This window comes from Bacillus sp. J33 (assembly GCF_000518885.1).
GTDB lineage: Bacteria > Bacillota > Bacilli > Bacillales > Cytobacillaceae > Cytobacillus.
This window is the reverse complement of the sequence record NZ_JAEL01000115.1, coordinates 1-16,648: the sequence shown is the minus strand read 5'-3', so window position 1 is coordinate 16,648 and position 16,648 is coordinate 1. Positions and strand designations below refer to the sequence as shown.

Annotated in this window: 15 protein-coding genes; 11 read left to right on the top strand and 4 right to left on the bottom strand. The window is 39.6% G+C overall.

Annotated features, from left to right (window positions below; translation table 11 throughout):
• Together L634_RS0124810 and L634_RS0124805 are read left to right on the top strand one after the other, a co-directional pair.
• Positions 1 to 211 (top strand): transposase (locus tag L634_RS0124810; RefSeq protein ID WP_026584764.1); only part of this gene is annotated, 211 nt, incomplete at its 5' end.
• A 356-nt stretch (positions 212 to 567) separates the two neighbouring features.
• A complete protein-coding gene (locus L634_RS0124805) occupies positions 568 to 801 on the top strand; it encodes an aspartyl-phosphate phosphatase Spo0E family protein (protein ID WP_026584763.1) in 234 nt (77 codons plus the stop codon).
• A gap of 99 nt (positions 802 to 900) precedes the next feature.
• Here the strand turns inward: L634_RS0124805 and L634_RS0124800 are convergent, their stop codons facing one another.
• On the bottom strand, positions 901 to 1,632 hold the full coding sequence (locus tag L634_RS0124800) for a ZIP family metal transporter (protein WP_026584762.1): 732 nt from the start codon (positions 1,630 to 1,632) through the stop codon (positions 901 to 903).
• A gap of 881 nt (positions 1,633 to 2,513) precedes the next feature.
• Between L634_RS0124800 and L634_RS0124795 the strand changes: the two genes are divergently transcribed.
• Genes L634_RS0124795 through L634_RS0124780 form a run of 4 tightly spaced genes read left to right on the top strand, consistent with a single transcriptional unit; the run spans position 2,514 to position 5,953 of the window.
• Positions 2,514 to 3,332, top strand: a complete 819-nt coding sequence (locus tag L634_RS0124795; protein WP_026584761.1) for an electron transfer flavoprotein subunit beta/FixA family protein — start codon at positions 2,514 to 2,516, stop codon at positions 3,330 to 3,332.
• 23 nt (positions 3,333 to 3,355) lie between these two features.
• Positions 3,356 to 4,381 (top strand): electron transfer flavoprotein subunit alpha/FixB family protein, encoded by a 1,026-nt coding sequence (locus L634_RS0124790; protein ID WP_026584760.1) that lies wholly within the window; start codon positions 3,356 to 3,358, stop codon positions 4,379 to 4,381.
• Positions 4,374 to 5,669 (top strand): FAD-dependent oxidoreductase, encoded by a 1,296-nt coding sequence (locus L634_RS0124785; RefSeq protein ID WP_026584759.1) that lies wholly within the window; start codon positions 4,374 to 4,376, stop codon positions 5,667 to 5,669. The genes L634_RS0124790 and L634_RS0124785 overlap by 8 nt, the downstream gene beginning before the upstream one ends.
• Complete coding sequence (locus L634_RS0124780; protein ID WP_019381639.1) at positions 5,669 to 5,953, top strand: ferredoxin family protein; 285 nt, start codon at positions 5,669 to 5,671, stop codon at positions 5,951 to 5,953. Before L634_RS0124785 ends, L634_RS0124780 begins: the two co-directional genes overlap by 1 nt.
• Positions 5,954 to 6,640: 687 nt before the next feature.
• Here L634_RS0124780 and L634_RS0124775 read toward each other — a convergent pair.
• Entirely contained in the window at positions 6,641 to 6,958 is a 318-nt protein-coding gene (locus L634_RS0124775) for a hypothetical protein (protein WP_026584758.1), read from the bottom strand.
• A gap of 283 nt (positions 6,959 to 7,241) precedes the next feature.
• On the opposite strand from L634_RS0124775, the gene L634_RS0124770 reads away from it, so the two are divergent.
• Entirely contained in the window at positions 7,242 to 7,751 is a 510-nt protein-coding gene (locus L634_RS0124770; RefSeq protein ID WP_051428410.1) for a hemerythrin domain-containing protein, read from the top strand.
• Between the two features lie 33 nt (positions 7,752 to 7,784).
• On the opposite strand, the gene L634_RS0124765 is transcribed toward L634_RS0124770, so the two are convergent.
• On the bottom strand, positions 7,785 to 9,020 hold the full coding sequence (locus tag L634_RS0124765; RefSeq protein ID WP_026584756.1) for an MFS transporter: 1,236 nt from the start codon (positions 9,018 to 9,020) through the stop codon (positions 7,785 to 7,787).
• A 601-nt stretch (positions 9,021 to 9,621) separates the two neighbouring features.
• Between L634_RS0124765 and L634_RS0124755 the strand changes: the two genes are divergently transcribed.
• Positions 9,622 to 10,608, top strand: a complete 987-nt coding sequence (locus L634_RS0124755; protein ID WP_026584754.1) for a phosphotransferase enzyme family protein — start codon at positions 9,622 to 9,624, stop codon at positions 10,606 to 10,608.
• Between the two features lie 53 nt (positions 10,609 to 10,661).
• Here the strand turns inward: L634_RS0124755 and L634_RS0124750 are convergent, their stop codons facing one another.
• Entirely contained in the window at positions 10,662 to 12,167 is a 1,506-nt protein-coding gene (locus L634_RS0124750) for a PAS domain-containing sensor histidine kinase (protein WP_026584753.1), read from the bottom strand.
• Positions 12,168 to 12,300: 133 nt separating this feature from the next.
• On the opposite strand from L634_RS0124750, the gene L634_RS0124745 reads away from it, so the two are divergent.
• The 3 genes from L634_RS0124745 (at position 12,301) to L634_RS0124735 (ending at position 16,321) form a co-directional block, all read left to right on the top strand.
• Positions 12,301 to 13,884, top strand: coding sequence for a bifunctional metallophosphatase/5'-nucleotidase (locus L634_RS0124745; RefSeq protein ID WP_026584752.1), 1,584 nt, complete (start codon positions 12,301 to 12,303; stop codon positions 13,882 to 13,884).
• A 105-nt stretch (positions 13,885 to 13,989) separates the two neighbouring features.
• Complete coding sequence (locus tag L634_RS0124740; RefSeq protein WP_026584751.1) at positions 13,990 to 14,451, top strand: MarR family winged helix-turn-helix transcriptional regulator; 462 nt, start codon at positions 13,990 to 13,992, stop codon at positions 14,449 to 14,451.
• A gap of 175 nt (positions 14,452 to 14,626) precedes the next feature.
• The gene (locus tag L634_RS0124735; RefSeq protein ID WP_026584750.1) at positions 14,627 to 16,321 is read left to right on the top strand and encodes a M3 family oligoendopeptidase; all 1,695 of its coding nucleotides are present in this window, start codon (positions 14,627 to 14,629) and stop codon (positions 16,319 to 16,321) included.
• The last annotated feature ends 327 nt before the right edge of the window (positions 16,322 to 16,648 follow it).

Sequence of the window (16,648 nt, the reverse complement as noted above, 5' to 3'; positions counted from 1 at the left end):
AGGTAAAAGTTCATTGATGATACATGATCGTCATGCGAATTTAAAGTATAACCACGGAAGCCGCACATTTTGGGCTAAGGGATATTACGTGAGTACGGTGGGACTCAACCAGAAAACAGTAGCAAAATATATCCGCGAGCAGGAAGCTGAGGATAAATTACGCGACCATATGACAAAGAGGGAATACGTCGATCCATTTAAAGATAAGTGACAGGAGTGAACGGTTGACGGTCAATTTAGAGTCCCCTTTAGGGGATTGTCAGTAAAGTGCCCTTATAGGGCGAAATTAAAACCGCCCGTTTTACGGGCGGATACTTACTTTCTCGCAATAATAACTGGTTATTTTTTACATATATACATATCAGACCATTTGATTAATATTGGAAGAAAATGTCGAAAAACCACAATCCCAACACGAAAACACTGTCGATTAAAATTCTTTTGGAAAAAGAATGTCTAATATTGCGAATCTATTTACATTTATAGAAATTCTTGTAATAATGCTTCAAGTAGCCACATTTTATTTATTTTATCGGACAAAGGGATAGGAGTAGGAGGAAAAAGAAGTTGCGCCATAAAAGGACATTATTGCTGGCTGAAATTCAGCAAAAAAAAGAAATGATGATTGAGACAGCAAAAAGAAATGGACTAGCCAGTGACGAAACCATACGATGCAGTCAAGAACTTGATAAGTTAATTTTTGAATACCAATGTATCATTAAAAGTGAGAAAGAACAGAAGAAAAGAATGAGGATTTCATTCAGGCAAATGATTCTTTTATGGAAGAAAGCGGTTGTCTAATGGCAATTTGCTAAACATATATAATAATGAAAACAAAAACTTAAGCAGAATCTTGGAATGAAATTTTAAAAAGGATCCAGTGAGGATCCTTTTTACTGGCTAAAAAAAATCAAAGAGAAATATCATAAATAAAAGTCCAGTTATAAATGAGTATGTTAATATTCTTTCATTTCCATCACCATGGCTCTCAGGAATTAACTCCTTATAAATGATAAAAAGCATCGCACCTGCAGCAAAGGCTAAACCATATGGAATAAGAAACTCAATATAAGAAGTCAAATAGAATCCAAGCAGTGACATGATTATTTCGATTGCCCCGGTTAGAGTAGCAATAATAAAGGCTTTGATGCTGCTGATTTTCTGATTGATTAAAAACAGCGCTACGAGAAGCCCTTCAGGGGCATTCTGAAGCCCAATCGCAAATGCAATTAAATTCCCGGTATCCTGGGAATTGGATGCGTAACTAACGCCGACTGAAAGTCCTTCAGGTATATTATGCAGGGTAATGGCTGCAATAATGAGCATAGCTTTCTCATCAAATTCAATTCCCTTGCGCGAATGCTGAAGATCCATATGAGGGATGTTTTTTTCCAAAAAAGTAAGTGCCAAAACGCCCATCAAGACCCCGGCAGCAAGAGGGAAAAATCCCCCTTGGCTAAGTGCTTCAGGTATAAGTCCCATCGTTGAAGCAGACATCATAATCCCCGCTGTAAAAGCAAGCAATGTATCACGCCATCTGTGTGTAACCGAGCCTTTCATAAATAGAATAAGCAATGCACCTAATCCTGTCGATAAGGCGGATAGCACACTGCCAATGAATACCTCTGTCATTATCATTCCCTCACTTTTCAAAAAATGGCTGTGTTACTGCACATAGTTGTTATTGGCATCCTGTTGATTGAAGCGAAAGTCCTGGATCCTCGAAAATCATACGCATTTCCTTCGTGCGTTGTTTATTCATTGAAACTTATTCAATGTCCTCCGGTAAGAGCGCCTGCAGCGGAAATCAACAGGCAAAATTAACAGAGCTAAAAAAATAATTGTGTAAAAACCTTTACATTCTATTTATATCCATAATGTGATTTTTGTCATTGTTTAAATTTGAATATTCTTTATAGTATAAATTAATGAAATCTATAAATACAGGGTTTCACATATTCTTCTATTCTTACACTTTAATGTTATCTGCAAACATTTTATTTTTTCTAAGACTGGAACTAATAATGACCTCCAAACTTAAGACATCAGATTAAAAATTTTCCTTATCATATGCAGCAATTCTAATAAATTCTTTTAATGTTAGTACTATGCCTGTATTGCGAATCATATATCGTAATACATAGCATTTTTATATAAAAAATTGGCTCTTTTCGTAAAGTTTGTTGCTTTTTGAAGGCGAACTTAGCTTAACCATCTGAGTTGATTGTAGCGGAGGGCATTTGACTCCTCGAAAATGCATTTCCATTTTCTTGCGACGAGGTGTTTATTCAAGGATGCTTTTACAATGTCCAGCGGGAAAAGAGGGAAACGGGAGACCTCACAGGCAAAGCCGGGGAGGCTCGCATCGCTCCGCGTGGACTGCTTGAGTGTTCCGTGCTGAAATCAATGGGCAAAATTAATAAACTAAAACAACAATCTATGAGAAAAGAGCGTAAATCTTAAAGCGAACCCCTTTATAACAAGCTTTAAGTTAAGAGGAGGGAAAGTAAAGAATGCATATAGTCGTCTGTGTCAAGCAAGTGCCTGATACAAAAATCATCAAAATTAATCCCAAAACCAATACGCTTGACCGCCGCAGTGCGCCTGCCATTTTAAATCCCTATGATGCGCATGCAGTACAGGAAGCTGTGAAATTAAAAAAGGAGCTGGGAAAAGGAACAATTTCTGTATTGTCCATGGGACCTCCCCAGGCAACAGCTGTTATTAAGAAAAGCATAGAAATCGGCGCTGATCGGGGATATCTAATATCGGATCGTGCATTTGCCGGGGCAGATACACTAGCAACAAGCTATGCACTATCTAAAGCATTGGAACGCATTTCAAAGGAAGCACCGGTCGATTTAATCATTTGCGGAAAGCATGCAATTGACGGCGATACCGGCCAGGTTGGCCCTGGAATAGCGCGCAGGCTGGATATCCCCCCTGTAACAAATGTTATAGAAGTGTCAGAACTGAGTGAAAATGAAAATACAGTGCTGCTGAAGAGAAAAATTACCAACGGATATGAATTGATACAAGCACAAATCCCGTGCTTGCTAACAGTGGAAAAAGAGATTAATAGCATTCAATATTCGCCAATGCCAAATATGATTAAAGCTGCGAGATATGAACCTGTTGTTTGGTCCGTAAATGACCTCGAGAATGTAGACCGTACACAGCTTGGGCTTAAAGGATCTCCTACGATTGTTGGGAAAATGTTTACGCCTCCAAAGCCTGAAGGAGGAAAAAAGCTGGAAGGGACTGCTGATGAACAGGTTAAGCAGCTGATGGAGCTGCTGAGCGACAAAAAAGAATTATTCGCAAATCAGTAACAGAAAAGCAAGGGGGGATCCTAATGATGGAGGAATACCGGGGGGTATGGGTATTTATAGAACAAAATGATGGGGAAATTGAAGGCGTTTCCAAGGAGCTGCTTGGCGCCGGCAGAAAGCTTGCAGATAAACTGGAAGTGCCCCTTTCAGGCGTTCTTTTGGGCTATAAAGTAAAGTCATTAAGCCAAGAAGTTATTTCTTATGGAGCAGATCAGGTTTATGTTGTAGACCATGAAGTAATGAAGGATTACCGGACAGAATCTTATATGAAAGCAGTTATTAATTTAGCAGAAAAATATAAACCTGAAATTTTCCTTTATGGAGCCACTTCGAATGGAAAAGATCTTGCGAGTGCTGTTGCAACAGATCTAAGTACTGGGTTGACAGCAGATACCACTATGCTGGATGTTGAGGTAGATAAAAGATTGCTTGAAGCAAGCCGTCCTGCTTTTGGCGGAAACATTATGGCGACTATATTGTGCAAAAAGCACAGGCCGCAAATGGCCACTGTCCGCCCAAAAGTAATGAAGGCCCTTGAACCTGATCCTGGCAGACAAGGCAAAGTAATAGAAGAGCCTATCATGTTAAAAGAAGAAGAGATGCGCACAAAAGTGCTTAAAATTGTGAAAGATGTCACAAAAAAGGTGAATTTAGCAGACGCCCATGTAGTAGTCGCCGGCGGAAAAGGGATGGGCGATTTGCAGGGGTTCCAGCTGATTCATGAACTTGCTGAAACGATTGGGGCTACTGTTGGCGGAACAAGGGATGTAGTTGAGGCAGGCTGGCTTCCGCACGAGCAGCAAGTCGGACAGACAGGAGAAACCATTACGCCAAAGATCTATTTTGCCATTGGGATTTCCGGGGCGATTCAGCATGTTGTTGGCATGAAGAATTCGGAATTTATCATTGCAATCAATAAAGATCCGGAAGCCCCAATTTTTGATGTGGCCACCTACGGCATCGTTGGTGATGCGATGGAAATCGTGCCGAAACTAATTAAGCAGTTTAAAGAAGCACGTGAAAGAGGAGGTGAAATGAGCTATGTCTGAAAAATTTGATGTAATCGTTGTGGGAGCAGGACCTGCAGGAACTTCCTGTGCATACACATGTGCAAAAAATGGCCTGAAAGTTTTGCAAATCGAAAGAGGAGAATATCCTGGCAGCAAAAATGTGATGGGCGGCGTCTTATACCGCAAGCAAATGGAAGAAATCATTCCTGAGTTTTGGAAAGAAGCGCCGCTAGAACGGCCTGTCATTGAACAGCGCTTCTGGATGATGGATAAAGAGTCTTCTGTAAGCTTTGGATATAAGGGGCTTGAATGGGGGAAAGAGCCCTACAATAATTTCACTGTGCTTCGAGCCCCATTCGACCAATGGTTTGCTAAAAAGGGAGTGGAGCAGGGAGTACTTTTAATAAACGAAACAGTAGTCCTGGAATGTATAACTAAAAACGGAAAAGTAGTTGGTGTCAGAACGGACCGACCTGATGGTGATGTTTATGCGGATGTTGTGGTGCTGGCAGATGGTGTAAACTCCCTCCTCGCAAAACAGCTTGGCTACCATAAAGAATTCCGGCCTGATGAAGTGGCGTTAACAGTAATGGAAGTTATTAACCTCTCGAAAGACAAAATAAATGACCGCTTTAATCTTGAAGACAACCAGGGCTGTACGATTGAGATTTTTGGAGATTCAACGAAAGGCAACCTCGGAACCGCTTTTATTTATACAAATAAAGAAAGCATCAATATAGGAGTGGGGACAACGCTCTCTAGTATGATAAAGGCAAAGATGAAGCCATATGATTTGCTTGATTATTTGAAGACCCACCCAATGGTGAGGCAATTGATACATGGAGGAGAGTCTGCTGAGTATCTGGCACACCTCATTCCAGAAGGGGGTTATCACTCTGTCCCAAAAGTAGCCGGAGATGGTGTACTTCTGGCAGGTGATGCTGCACAGCTTGTTAATGCAATACATCGAGAAGGATCCAATATGGCAATGGCATCAGGCAAAATGGCAGCTGAAACCATAATTGATGCGAAACAACGCGGAGACTTTAGTGAAGCAAGCTTAAATCAATATAGGGAAACACTGTATCAAAGCTTTATTATTAAAGACTTGGAAAAATATAAAGATGCTGCCCACACTTTTGAACACTACCCTCAGTACTTCAAGGAATACGTACCAATGATGAACCGGGCAGCAAGCAAATTCTTTACAGTCGATGGAACCCCTAAGAGAGAGAAGCAAAAAGAGATTATGAAGAGCTTCACAAGTGAACGCGGCACCATTCGTGTACTGCAAGACATGTACAGAGCATGGAAGGCGGTGAAATAATGTCAACAAAGACGATCGAAGAAAAACAGTATTTGGTTCGTTTTAAGGCAGACACAAAATCACATCTTACCGTATTGGACCATGATATCTGCATGACAAAATGCCCCGACAAAATCTGCACTATATTCTGCCCTGCAGAAGTCTACAAATGGGAAGGATTAAGAATGCAGGTGGGATATGAAGGCTGCCACGAATGCGGGAGCTGCCGCATCGGCTGTCCTTACCAGAATATCAAATGGGAATATCCTAAAGGCGGGCATGGAATTGTATTTAGGCTAGCCTGATTTTTAGGGTTGAATAGTTTGAATTTAGGGATGTTGCTGCTATCAGTTTAAAGAATTTGAAAATAAAAAACCGGCCTTCCTTTAGCGGCCGGTTTGAAAAGGGGGGTCAATGAAAAAGGTTTTTTTCGGTACATGTTTATTGTAGCCAGAATTTATTAACAAATTGTTAACAAGTTTTATCTAAACAATTAAATATTGCTTCATATTGAAAAGTTTTTTCACTTAAATGAATCAATTAGGTGTTTCCGAAAGCTAAGCAACCAGGGCTGTACAACTAGGCTGAAGAATTGTAAGGGAATGGATAGTGCATCAAGGTATTTTACCACTTTAATACTTTTACGCAATAGTGCTTTAGTATCTTAACATTAAAAGAATAAACTGTTAAACTTAAGTTGGTCGGACTTTTAATAGTTGACCCCCTATAATCTTTGAGCCTAGAGAAATTCTAGGCTCTTTTTTTTAAAGAAAAAATGACTTCCTAAAAAATTTATCTTTGTAAAGGGCAGCTAATCGGGAGGAGATAACACCCAAATATTAAATTTTTAACTTTCTGCAAAACTTTACAGGGAATGCATTATTAATAAAAGGGATTTATTTAAACAGAAGGGTTGTAAATACCTATATGTATGTTATTTCACATTTGAAGGCAAAAAAAGGATGAAGCATAAAGGGGAGTTATTTAAGGGGTTAACTTATTTTTTCTTTACTTTTTAAAAAGCCAAGCTGGGAATTTTTAACGTTCTCCTCGAGTTCCTTCGCGTGATCGAAGGCTTTATGGATGCATTCATAAAGCGAAGAATAAACTTTTTCTTTCCATGAAAAACTTCCTTCTGAATTGGATGGATAAACTGAAACTTTCCAGCAGTAAAATTCCTTTTCCTGTTCCTTCCGCTGACCTTCAATTGCGATTAACCAGTGGGTATGACCGGCTGAAAGGGCTGGGTCGCCAACACCGGCTGGGAGCAGGCACTTTTGATAAAAATCAATATAATTTGGATGATACATTTTTTTAATCCCTCCTAACATTTTTTAAGTTGTTTTACTATGCTAATCAGGTGTTTTCTTTAATAAAAGGTCAATGTTACAACTGCAGGTTTGGCTGTAATTAGTATCTTACCTTTATTATATGGCAAAAAAGGGGAATATTGCACCCTTAATTATTAAAATTTTTAGAAAATTTTTATCCTAATTATGTACTCTATAGTGATGGCTATCACAACAAAATTTTTCAATCCCTTTTATACTGAATGTATTAAACAGAGGAGGAGTTATTAGTATGGAAGGTTGTATGAGTTCAATGTTGGGAAATGGTGCAGCTGAGCTTAGTAAAGGTCTCAAACAGTTAAAAGAGGAGCATCCTCCCTTGCTTGCTATGCTTGAGGAATTGCTTCAGTTAAGTTTAAAAATTGAAGAAACTCCTGACAAGGGTTTTTTTGAGCAGCTGACTGAAAAAGTTCAAAATTTCATTCGGGTACTTGACCCTCACTCAGAAAGGGAAGAAGGAGTCCTCTTTCGCATGATGGAGCAGTACCTTGGAAAAGGCACTGGCCCTATAGCTGTTATGGAATATGAACATGATCAGGCAAAGGGATATATAAAAGCTTATATGGATGCTGCAGAAAAGCCAGAAAGTATGTCTGAACAAGAAATGGTTTTTCATGCCGGCATGATTAAAAATGCATACTACACTCTGACACAGCATTTTGCAAAAGAAGAAAATGTCCTGTTCCCTATGGCAGAGAACCTTCTTTCGGAAGATGAAAAAGAAGAGCTATACAATAAAATTAAAGAAATATAGATAACAAGGAGGGGTCTCCCCTCCTTGATCTTTTTATCCATTCCATTCTGAAACCGTTTTGTCTGAAGGAAGCAGCAAAGTCAACAATCCCAGCACGGGAAGTAAGCCGGTGAAAATAATCATATTAGCCAGTCCGAATGTGTCAGCTATATATCCTAAAGCAATGGAGCCGATTGCACCCATTCCAAATGCAAGCCCTACGGTCAAACCCGCCATAGTGCCGATTTTGCCTGGAACTAGTTCCTGGGCATACACTACAGTGACAGAAAAGCTGGACATTAAAATGAACCCGCCAAGTACCAGCAAGATAAATGCAATTGGTGAAGAAACAAAAGGGATCAGAGTCGAAAGTGGTACTGTTAGATTCATAGATAAAAAGATGATCCGTTTTTTGCCAAAACGATCTGCAAGCGGTCCGCCGAAAAAGGTTCCGAGTGCTCCTGATACTAAAAAGGCAAATAAGAAGAGCTGGGACTCCCCGATCGAAAATGAATATTTTTCTATCGCATAAAACGTATAGAAATTTGTCATCCCAGAGATATACCAGGAGCGGGCAAAAATTAAAAAAAGGATTAAGGCCAAGGCCCTCCATACGGCTTTGGAAATCTTCTTGTTTTGATGAACCTGCGAGTTTTTTTTCCTGCTTATCAAAGATCCTTCATGCTGAAGGCGACCTCTATACCAGAAAGCAATATACACTAATAATCCTGCAGCCATGGCAGCGACCAGTGTAAACCAGGCGGCTCCCCTTTGGCCAAGAGGGACAAGGATAAGTGCTGTTATAACAGGTGCCAATGCCTGTCCCGTGTTTCCGCCAACTTGATAGATGGATTGCGCGAGGCCTCTTCGTGGGCCAGCTGCCATATAAGCAACCCTTGACCCCTCAGGATGGAAGACTGCTGAACCCAATCCAATGAATAAAACAGAACCAACAACCCACTCAAATTCTGGTGCAAATGCCAGTCCCAAAACTCCCAGCATAGTAAAAGTTAAACCGATGGGCAAAGCAAAAGGCACGGGCTTTTTGTCCGTAGCCATACCTATAACCGGCTGCATAATGGAAGAAACCATATTTAAAGAAAATGCAATTAATCCGAGCTGCGAAAATGAGAGCCCCATTGATTTTTCCAGTATGGGAAACATAGCCGGAATAACGGATTGAATTGAGTCATTTAACAAGTGGCATAGTCCGATGATAAACAGGATCCGATAAGACGTATTCTGATCCGGTCGGGATACGTGGTTTACTGAAACTGCAGAAGTGCTCATAATCCTGGACTCCTTTAAATATAGGCTGTGTTAAAGCTAATTGTTGATTTTTGGACCCTGTTGATTGGAGCAGTAGGCACAAGATCCCCGAAAGTGCTACCGCATTTTCTTACGACAAGGTGTTCATTCGAGGGAGCTTATTCAATGTCCTGCGAGAGGAGCGTCGGACCGCCCGCGGAAAGCGAGTGCCCGAGCGGAAATCAGCAGGCTAAAATTACAGGGCCTAAATATAAAATCATTGCTTTGTTAAATTTGCCTGTGGATGACTGCTCAAGAACATCCCTTGCGTGGCCTGTACCGCTCCTCAGAGATGGCGCTCTTGCGGGTATTCTTTTCTTGCTTACCTGCAGGAGATTGAAACAGCATCATCGAATAAACAAAAAAAGGAAATGAGAATGAATTTTCGAGTTCGTACACGGTCTGTCAACATCTAAATCACAAAAAGCCAACACGGCTAAAATAATAAAAACTTTCGTGGAACTAAATATGATTTATATCTAGTTTACATCATTCTGTTATCTACAAAAATAGCTATTTTGCTTTATTGAAAATATCATATAATTTGAGTTTTGGTGACGAAAAAGGAAAGCGGGAGTTATCGATGGAAAAAGATGTTGAATTCTTACTGACAAGTGATATTCTAAGCCATTTTTTTCATTCGTATTCATTGGACGCATTGAAATATAAGAAGCTTGGGGATTTTGAAAACTATGTATATGAAGTTTATAAAAATGAAACGTCCTACATATTAAGGGTTACTCACTCTTCCCATCGAAAAAAGAAGGAGCTTTTAGCAGAGGTGGACTGGGTAAATTTTTTAAATACTAAAGGTATAAGTGTACCAAAGGTATATCAATCTGATTTTGGAAAAATTGTTGAGATGTCAGCTGCTGAAGATGGATCAATCTTCTATGCCAGCCTTTTTTCCAAAGTTCCAGGCAAGCCGGTCAGAGTGACGGCACCCGAATTTAATAAGCGTCTATTTAAAGCATGGGGAAGAGCAATTGGACATATGCATGCAGCAACAAAAACATATACACCTGCAAATGCAATCGCTCCTCGTATGCTATGGGAAGATGAGGAACTCCTGCAAGTTGAAAAATATGTGCCTGAAACAGATAAATTGGTTATTAAAAATACTCAGGCGCTCTTACTGCAGCTGAAATCCTTGCCGAAAACCAAGGATAATTTCGGTCTGATTCACACCGATGTCCATTCAGGGAATTTCTGCTATGACGGAAGTGAGATTCATATTTATGATTTTGATGACTGCTGTTACCATTGGTTTGCTTCCGATATTGCGATCCCTTTGTATTATTCTCTTTTATACCGCTTCAAAGAAAATAATGTGGGGAAAAGGGATGCATTCGGAAAAAGGTTTTTAGATTCTTTTATAGAGGGATATCAGGAGAGAAATACTCTCCCTGATGATTTGGAAATGCAGCTGCCGTTATTTTTGCGCTTAAGGGATGTGACACTGTATTCGGTACTCCACAAGAAAATAGCACCTGAAGAAAGAGATGAAGAGCTAGAACTAATGATTCAGCAAATTAAGAGCAGGATTGAAAAAAATGAATCAATCTATTAAGTGAAATATGAAAAGGTGCCATCACATATGTGAAGGCACCTTTAAACTCTTCTTTATTTTTGGTGGTTTTGAAGGGGCAGGAAAATATCGACTTGTGTTCCTTTGTTCTCCTTGCTAGTAATAAAAATTTCCCCTCCAAAAGACTGGAGGATCCGCCTGCAAACAACAAGTCCGAGTCCGGTGCCTGCGTCTTTTGAGGTGTAAAAAGGATTAAATATCTTTTCAATTTCACTTTCTGGTATTCCGTATCCTGTATCAGTTATTTTTAGCTGGGCCTTGGTTGGAAGCCTGCTCAGTTTTATTGTCAGCTCTCCGCCATTTTCCATTGATTCAAAGGCATTTTTGGTAATATTCAATATAACTTGTTTAATTTGATCCTTGGTGCAATCTGCTTTTACAGGTACATCTGGCAGAAAAATATGGAAGTGGACATTGTTCAAATTTGCTTCCGATATAATTAAAGGTTCTAATTCCAAAATGATATTACGAAGATCAAGGGTTTCTGTTTTCTGGGCTGTTGGTTTCCCCAGGATTAAAAACTCACTGACTATTTCATTGATTCTGCTGATTTCATCATTGATGACTGAAAAATAATACTGATCCTGCTTATTCGTATACTTTTCACTTAAGAGCTGAATAAGACCTCTTATGCCTGTTAACGGATTTCTTATTTCATGTGCTGTGCTGGCTGCCAAAGTGCCGACCAGCTCCAATTTTTGAAGTTCATTTTCTTTTTTCTCATTTTGAGCCTGCTTTTTCAAATTTAAATATTTTATTAAAAGGAACAAGATATGGGTAATTATAAGCATAACAAGAATATATTGGGCTGCATCCTTAATGATTTCGAATAAATCTCTTTCCGGCAGTTCAACTTTTACACTCCATGGAAGCCTGTCGATTGGTATTGATATGCTGTTATTGTCGGAAAAAGTGGAGTCACCGTCCATATTAATATCCATGATGGATTTCCCTTCAGAATTCAATACGGATAATTTTGCATCGGGTGTAAGGAGCCGCATGATATTCTGGACATAATCCACCCTCATATGAGCAGCGATGATAAATAAAAGCTCTCCGTCTTCGTTTGCTACGGGTTTTCCTATGCCAATAACTGTTTGGCCATTTGTTAAGGTTTCCTGATTGTTGGAAATAATAATATCTTTAGTTCTGCTTGCCTCTTTTATATATTCTTTGTCTGACAGGTCAGAGTCAGTGAGAAACTGGTTTGACCCTGTTAATACCTTGCCTGTGTTGTCTAGAAGATAGATTCCTCCATATCGGGGATCCATTTGCATGGCTTGCTGAAGAAGCGGCTCCAATTCTTTGGGATCAGTGTTTACCGTTCCAGCTGTCAGTGATAACATTTCCAGTGCTGTAACTGTTTCAGATATAAACTGATCCCAGCTCCTCTGATGAATGGAACCTATCCATTTTGCTTCATTAATCCTGCTTTCTTCATTATGTTCCACGGCGTTCATCAGGAAAAAAAAGCTCCCGATCATTGCAGGGATAATGACAATAAATACATATAAGAGTACATTTCCGAATCGACTTTTCATCTATATTAACTCCAAAGTTTTTAGGTTGATTTATCAGCATAAAATTCTCCAACATCAATATTATACCATTTTGTTCAAAAAGGGGTTTATTTCTGTCTTCGTAATGATATTTTAATAAGAAAGGAGGGGTATAATGAAAGCTGAAATAACACTGTCAATTTTAGCTACAAGTGATATTCATGGCCATATTTTCCCTTACCTATATGGCACTGGAGAATATGCAGACCATGGTTTAGGCAAACTTGCAGCCTTAATAAAGAAAGAAAGAGAGCAGTCCGAGGCTTTACTTCTTATAGATAATGGAGATTTAATTCAGGGAACACCTCTGACCTATTATTATTCTCGGTTTTTAAATAATCAAAAAAACCCCATGATCCAAATATTAAATATGCTTGAGTATGATGCAGCGGTAATCGGGAATCATGAATTCAATTATGGAAAGAGCATACTTGCAAGGGCAGTCAGTGAGTCCAATTTTCCATGGCTGGCTGCCAATATTTTATTTAGTTCCACAAAAGAGACCTATTATGGGCTGCCGTACAAAATAAAAACCTTTGCAAATGGCTTAAAAACAGCTGTAATTGGAGTGACAACCCAATACATACCAAATTGGGAGAAAAAGCAGCATATTGAGAACCTGGCTTTTGAATCAGCAGTCTCCAGTTTGAAAAGGTGGGTTCCGTATGTGCAGGAGGAGGAAAAGCCAGATTTGATGATTGTATCTTACCATGGAGGCTTTGAAAGGGATTTAAGCACTGGAGAACAGACTGAAGAACAAACGGGGGAAAATGAGGCGTATAGGATTTGTACAGAAGTGCCTGGGATTGATGTACTGATTACAGGGCACCAGCACCGTTTAATTGAAGGAGAAACTATTAACGGGGTTGCAGTTGTCCAGCCGGGATATAATGGCCGGGCCCTTGCAAAGGTTACAGTCAAATTCAAAAAGAAGCACAATGACTGGCTGATTGATGAGAAGCATTCAATATTAATTTCTGCCAAGGAAATTTCCCCTGATGAGGAAGCCCTTCAAATAGCTGATTACTATGAATCCAAAACGCAAAAATGGCTGGATACAGTTATAGGTGAAATAGAAGGGGATATGCTGATTGAAGATATTTTTGAGGCAAGAATAAAGGAGCACCCATTAATTGAATTCATTAACAAAGTGCAAATGGAGGCGGCCGGGGCAGATATATCATGTACTGCATTGTTCCATGAAGGTGCCCCGGGTCTAAGCCATCAAGTGACAATGAGAGAGATTGTTTCTAACTATATTTATCCTAATTCATTGAGTGTCCTCAAGGTATCCGGGAAGGACATAAAGGATGCTTTGGAGCTTTCAGCTGCTTATTTTGAGTTAAAAGATGACGGTGAAATTACTGTAAACCCTGATTTTTCTTTTCCGAAGCCTCAGCACTATAATTACGATATGTGGGAAGGAATTCAATATGAAATTGATGTCTCGCGCCCAAAGGGGGAACGGGTAATAGTCCTTCAATATAAAGGGCAGCCTGTGATGGAGAATGCCCAATATATGGTTGTAATGAATAATTACCGGGCTGCGGGAGGAGGAGGGTATACCATGTTCAAGGATAAACCGGTAGTGAGGGAAATTCTGACTGACATGTCAGAGCTACTTGCAAATTATTTTTTAGAAAAGAAAATAGTTACTCCTTCTTTGAATCATAATTGGAGAGTGGTGGCAGGCAAATAAAGGAGCACAGCTGGTAAATTGACAGCTTTCGTCCTGTTACCTATAATAATTTAGAACTGCAATTATGAAAACGCTACTAATAAATTGGTAAAGGAATTGGATATAATGGGTTCTGAACAGATTGACCAATCGTTAAAATTATTTATTGTCCTTTCTAGAGCATACAGGGCAATAAATGAAAACGTAAATAAGCTCATACAAACTTATGGACTGAATCCAACTGAGTTTGCTGTTTTGGAGCTCCTGTACCATAGGGGAGACCAGCCTTTGCAGCAGATTGGCGGGAAAATTCTATTAGCCAGCGGAAGCATCACTTATGTTGTGGACAAGCTTGAACAAAAAGGATTGTTAAAAAGGGTTGCTTGTCCGAATGACAGAAGGGTAACCTTCGCACAGATTACTGATGAGGGAAAATCATTTATAGAAAAAATTTTTCCTGGCCACGAGCAGCATATCCATTCATTAATGTCAGAGCTCTCTGACCAAGAAAAGGATACGGCAATCGAATTACTAAAGAAACTTGGCTTATCGATCTCCAATGACAAAAAAGCAGATGCCTCCGAATAACCAAAACAGCCTTGATTGGCTGTTTTTTTAGTTTTTGGAGTGGAAATCATCTCTTAAAAATAGTCTATTCTATATTAATGGCAGAAAATTTCATTCAAGAAGGAATTAACCAAATTTTGTCGAAATAGTCTAGTGGGTTATTGTAAAGGTTTATTACATACAAGGGGGCAATAAAATGAAGTTCGAAGAATATACATATGTCCGGCCGGATTTAAAAAAGGTAAAGGATCAATTCGAAGCAGCACTTGAAAAATTTGAAAGTGCTGGCACTTCTGATGAGCAAAATGATGCAATGAAAGAAATTAATGATATTCGAAACGATGTTGGGACGATGTTCAATCTTTGCTATATCCGCCATTCTGTTGATACTAATGATGAGTTCTATAAAGCTGAGCAGGATTACATGGACGAAATCCAGCCAGAAGTGGAAGGCTTGGTTACAAAGTACTATCAGGCACTAGTTAACTCAAGGTTTCGGAATGAGCTTGAAGGAAAATGGGGGAATCAGCTATTTGCACTTGCTAAAGCACAGCTGAAGGTGTTCTCTCCAGAAATTGTACCCCTGCTCCAAAAGGAAAATAAGCTATCATCCGAGTATACAAAATTAATTGCTTCGGCCAAAATCGATTTTGAGGGAGAAGAGCGAACTCTTGCCCAGCTGGAGCCTTTTACTGAATCAACAGATCGTGAAATGAGAAAAAAAGCCAGTGAGGCCCGCTTTGGATTTCTAGCTGATAACGAAAGTGAACTGGATAGAATTTATGATGAGCTGGTAAAAGTCAGAACGGAGATTGCTCATAAGCTTGGCTATAAAAACTTTGTAGAGCTTGCCTATTTCCGAATGTACAGAACAGATTATAATGCTGAGATGGTTGCTAACTTCCGCAAGCAGGTGGAGGATTTCATCGTCCCAATTGCCACTAAATTAAAAGAACGCCAAAAAGAACGCATAGGTGTTGATAAGCTAAAATACTATGATGAAGGGTTTGAATTCAAAACAGGCAATGCTGTTCCAAAGGGTGACCCTGACTGGATCATTGAAAATGGCCAAAAAATGTATGATGAGCTGTCAAAAGAGACAAGCGAATTTTTCTCTTATATGAGAGAAAATAATCTCATGGACCTGGTTGCCAAGAAGGGCAAAGCAGGAGGCGGCTATTGCACCTATATTGAAAACTACAAATCTCCTTTCATTTTCTCTAACTTCAATGGCACTTCTGGAGATATTGATGTTCTTACACATGAAGCCGGCCATGCATTCCAGGTGTATTCTAGCAGCCATTTTGAGATACCTGAATATAATTGGCCTACTTATGAAGCCGCTGAAATTCATTCCATGAGCATGGAGTTTTTCACTTGGCCTTGGATGGAGGGCTTCTTTAAAGAGGATACAGAGAAATATAAATTTTCACATTTAAGCGGTGGCCTGCTTTTCTTGCCATATGGAGTATCAGTTGATGAATTTCAGCATTGGGTTTATGAAAATCCAGATGCTTCTCCACAGGAAAGAAAACGTGCATGGAGAGAGATTGAAAAGAAATATTTGCCTCATAAAGATTATGATGGCAATGAATACTTGGAAAATGGCGGATTCTGGCAGCGTCAGGGCCATATCTACAATTCACCATTCTATTACATTGATTATACACTTGCACAAATATGTGCATTCCAATTCTGGAAACGTTCCAGGGAGAACCAGGAAGATGCTTGGAAGGATTATGTAAAACTGTGCAAGCTTGGCGGAAGTAAGCCGTTTACAGGGCTTGTGAAAGAAGCCAGCCTTATATCTCCATTTGAAAAAGGCTGTGTAGAATCTGTAATCGGCGAAATTGAAAATTGGCTAAATGCAGTGGATGATAAAAGTTTATAATAAGAAAGCTCCAGGCGCCGCCTATTGGCGCCTGGAGCTAGGCAATTATCTAGTTCAAGTTCTATTCCTTATTGCTAGTAAAACTAGAGGCGGAATAATAATTCCGCCTCAGTTTGTAGACAAAAAGAGTTCGGAATAGTCTCATTCCGAACTCTTTTTTTNATTTTTTGTAGGACTTCAAGTAATTACAGAGAATTGCAGACCTCTCCGAGGTTATCATTTAGGCCATTTCTGGACCTTGCCAAGTCCAGTTGGCCATTTTCTTCAAATTCATGGCAGCGAAAGTAAGCATCGCCTGCATCGACATTTTTTTAAGTCCCCTGAGGG

Excerpts from the sequence above, each read along its gene's own strand:
- L634_RS0124800 (WP_026584762.1), bottom strand. The coding sequence starts at position 1,632 with ATGACAGAGGTATTCATTGGCAGTGTGCTATCCGCCTTATCGACAGGA.
- L634_RS0124795 (WP_026584761.1), top strand. The coding sequence starts at position 2,514 with ATGCATATAGTCGTCTGTGTCAAGCAAGTGCCTGATACAAAAATCATC.
- L634_RS0124790 (WP_026584760.1), top strand. The coding sequence starts at position 3,356 with ATGATGGAGGAATACCGGGGGGTATGGGTATTTATAGAACAAAATGAT.
- L634_RS0124785 (WP_026584759.1), top strand. The coding sequence starts at position 4,374 with ATGTCTGAAAAATTTGATGTAATCGTTGTGGGAGCAGGACCTGCAGGA.
- L634_RS0124780 (WP_019381639.1), top strand. The coding sequence starts at position 5,669 with ATGTCAACAAAGACGATCGAAGAAAAACAGTATTTGGTTCGTTTTAAG.
- L634_RS0124775 (WP_026584758.1), bottom strand. The coding sequence starts at position 6,958 with ATGTATCATCCAAATTATATTGATTTTTATCAAAAGTGCCTGCTCCCA.
- L634_RS0124770 (WP_051428410.1), top strand. The coding sequence starts at position 7,242 with ATGAGTTCAATGTTGGGAAATGGTGCAGCTGAGCTTAGTAAAGGTCTC.
- L634_RS0124765 (WP_026584756.1), bottom strand. The coding sequence starts at position 9,020 with ATGAGCACTTCTGCAGTTTCAGTAAACCACGTATCCCGACCGGATCAG.
- L634_RS0124755 (WP_026584754.1), top strand. The coding sequence starts at position 9,622 with ATGGAAAAAGATGTTGAATTCTTACTGACAAGTGATATTCTAAGCCAT.
- L634_RS0124750 (WP_026584753.1), bottom strand. The coding sequence starts at position 12,167 with ATGAAAAGTCGATTCGGAAATGTACTCTTATATGTATTTATTGTCATT.
- L634_RS0124745 (WP_026584752.1), top strand. The coding sequence starts at position 12,301 with ATGAAAGCTGAAATAACACTGTCAATTTTAGCTACAAGTGATATTCAT.
- L634_RS0124740 (WP_026584751.1), top strand. The coding sequence starts at position 13,990 with ATGGGTTCTGAACAGATTGACCAATCGTTAAAATTATTTATTGTCCTT.
- L634_RS0124735 (WP_026584750.1), top strand. The coding sequence starts at position 14,627 with ATGAAGTTCGAAGAATATACATATGTCCGGCCGGATTTAAAAAAGGTA.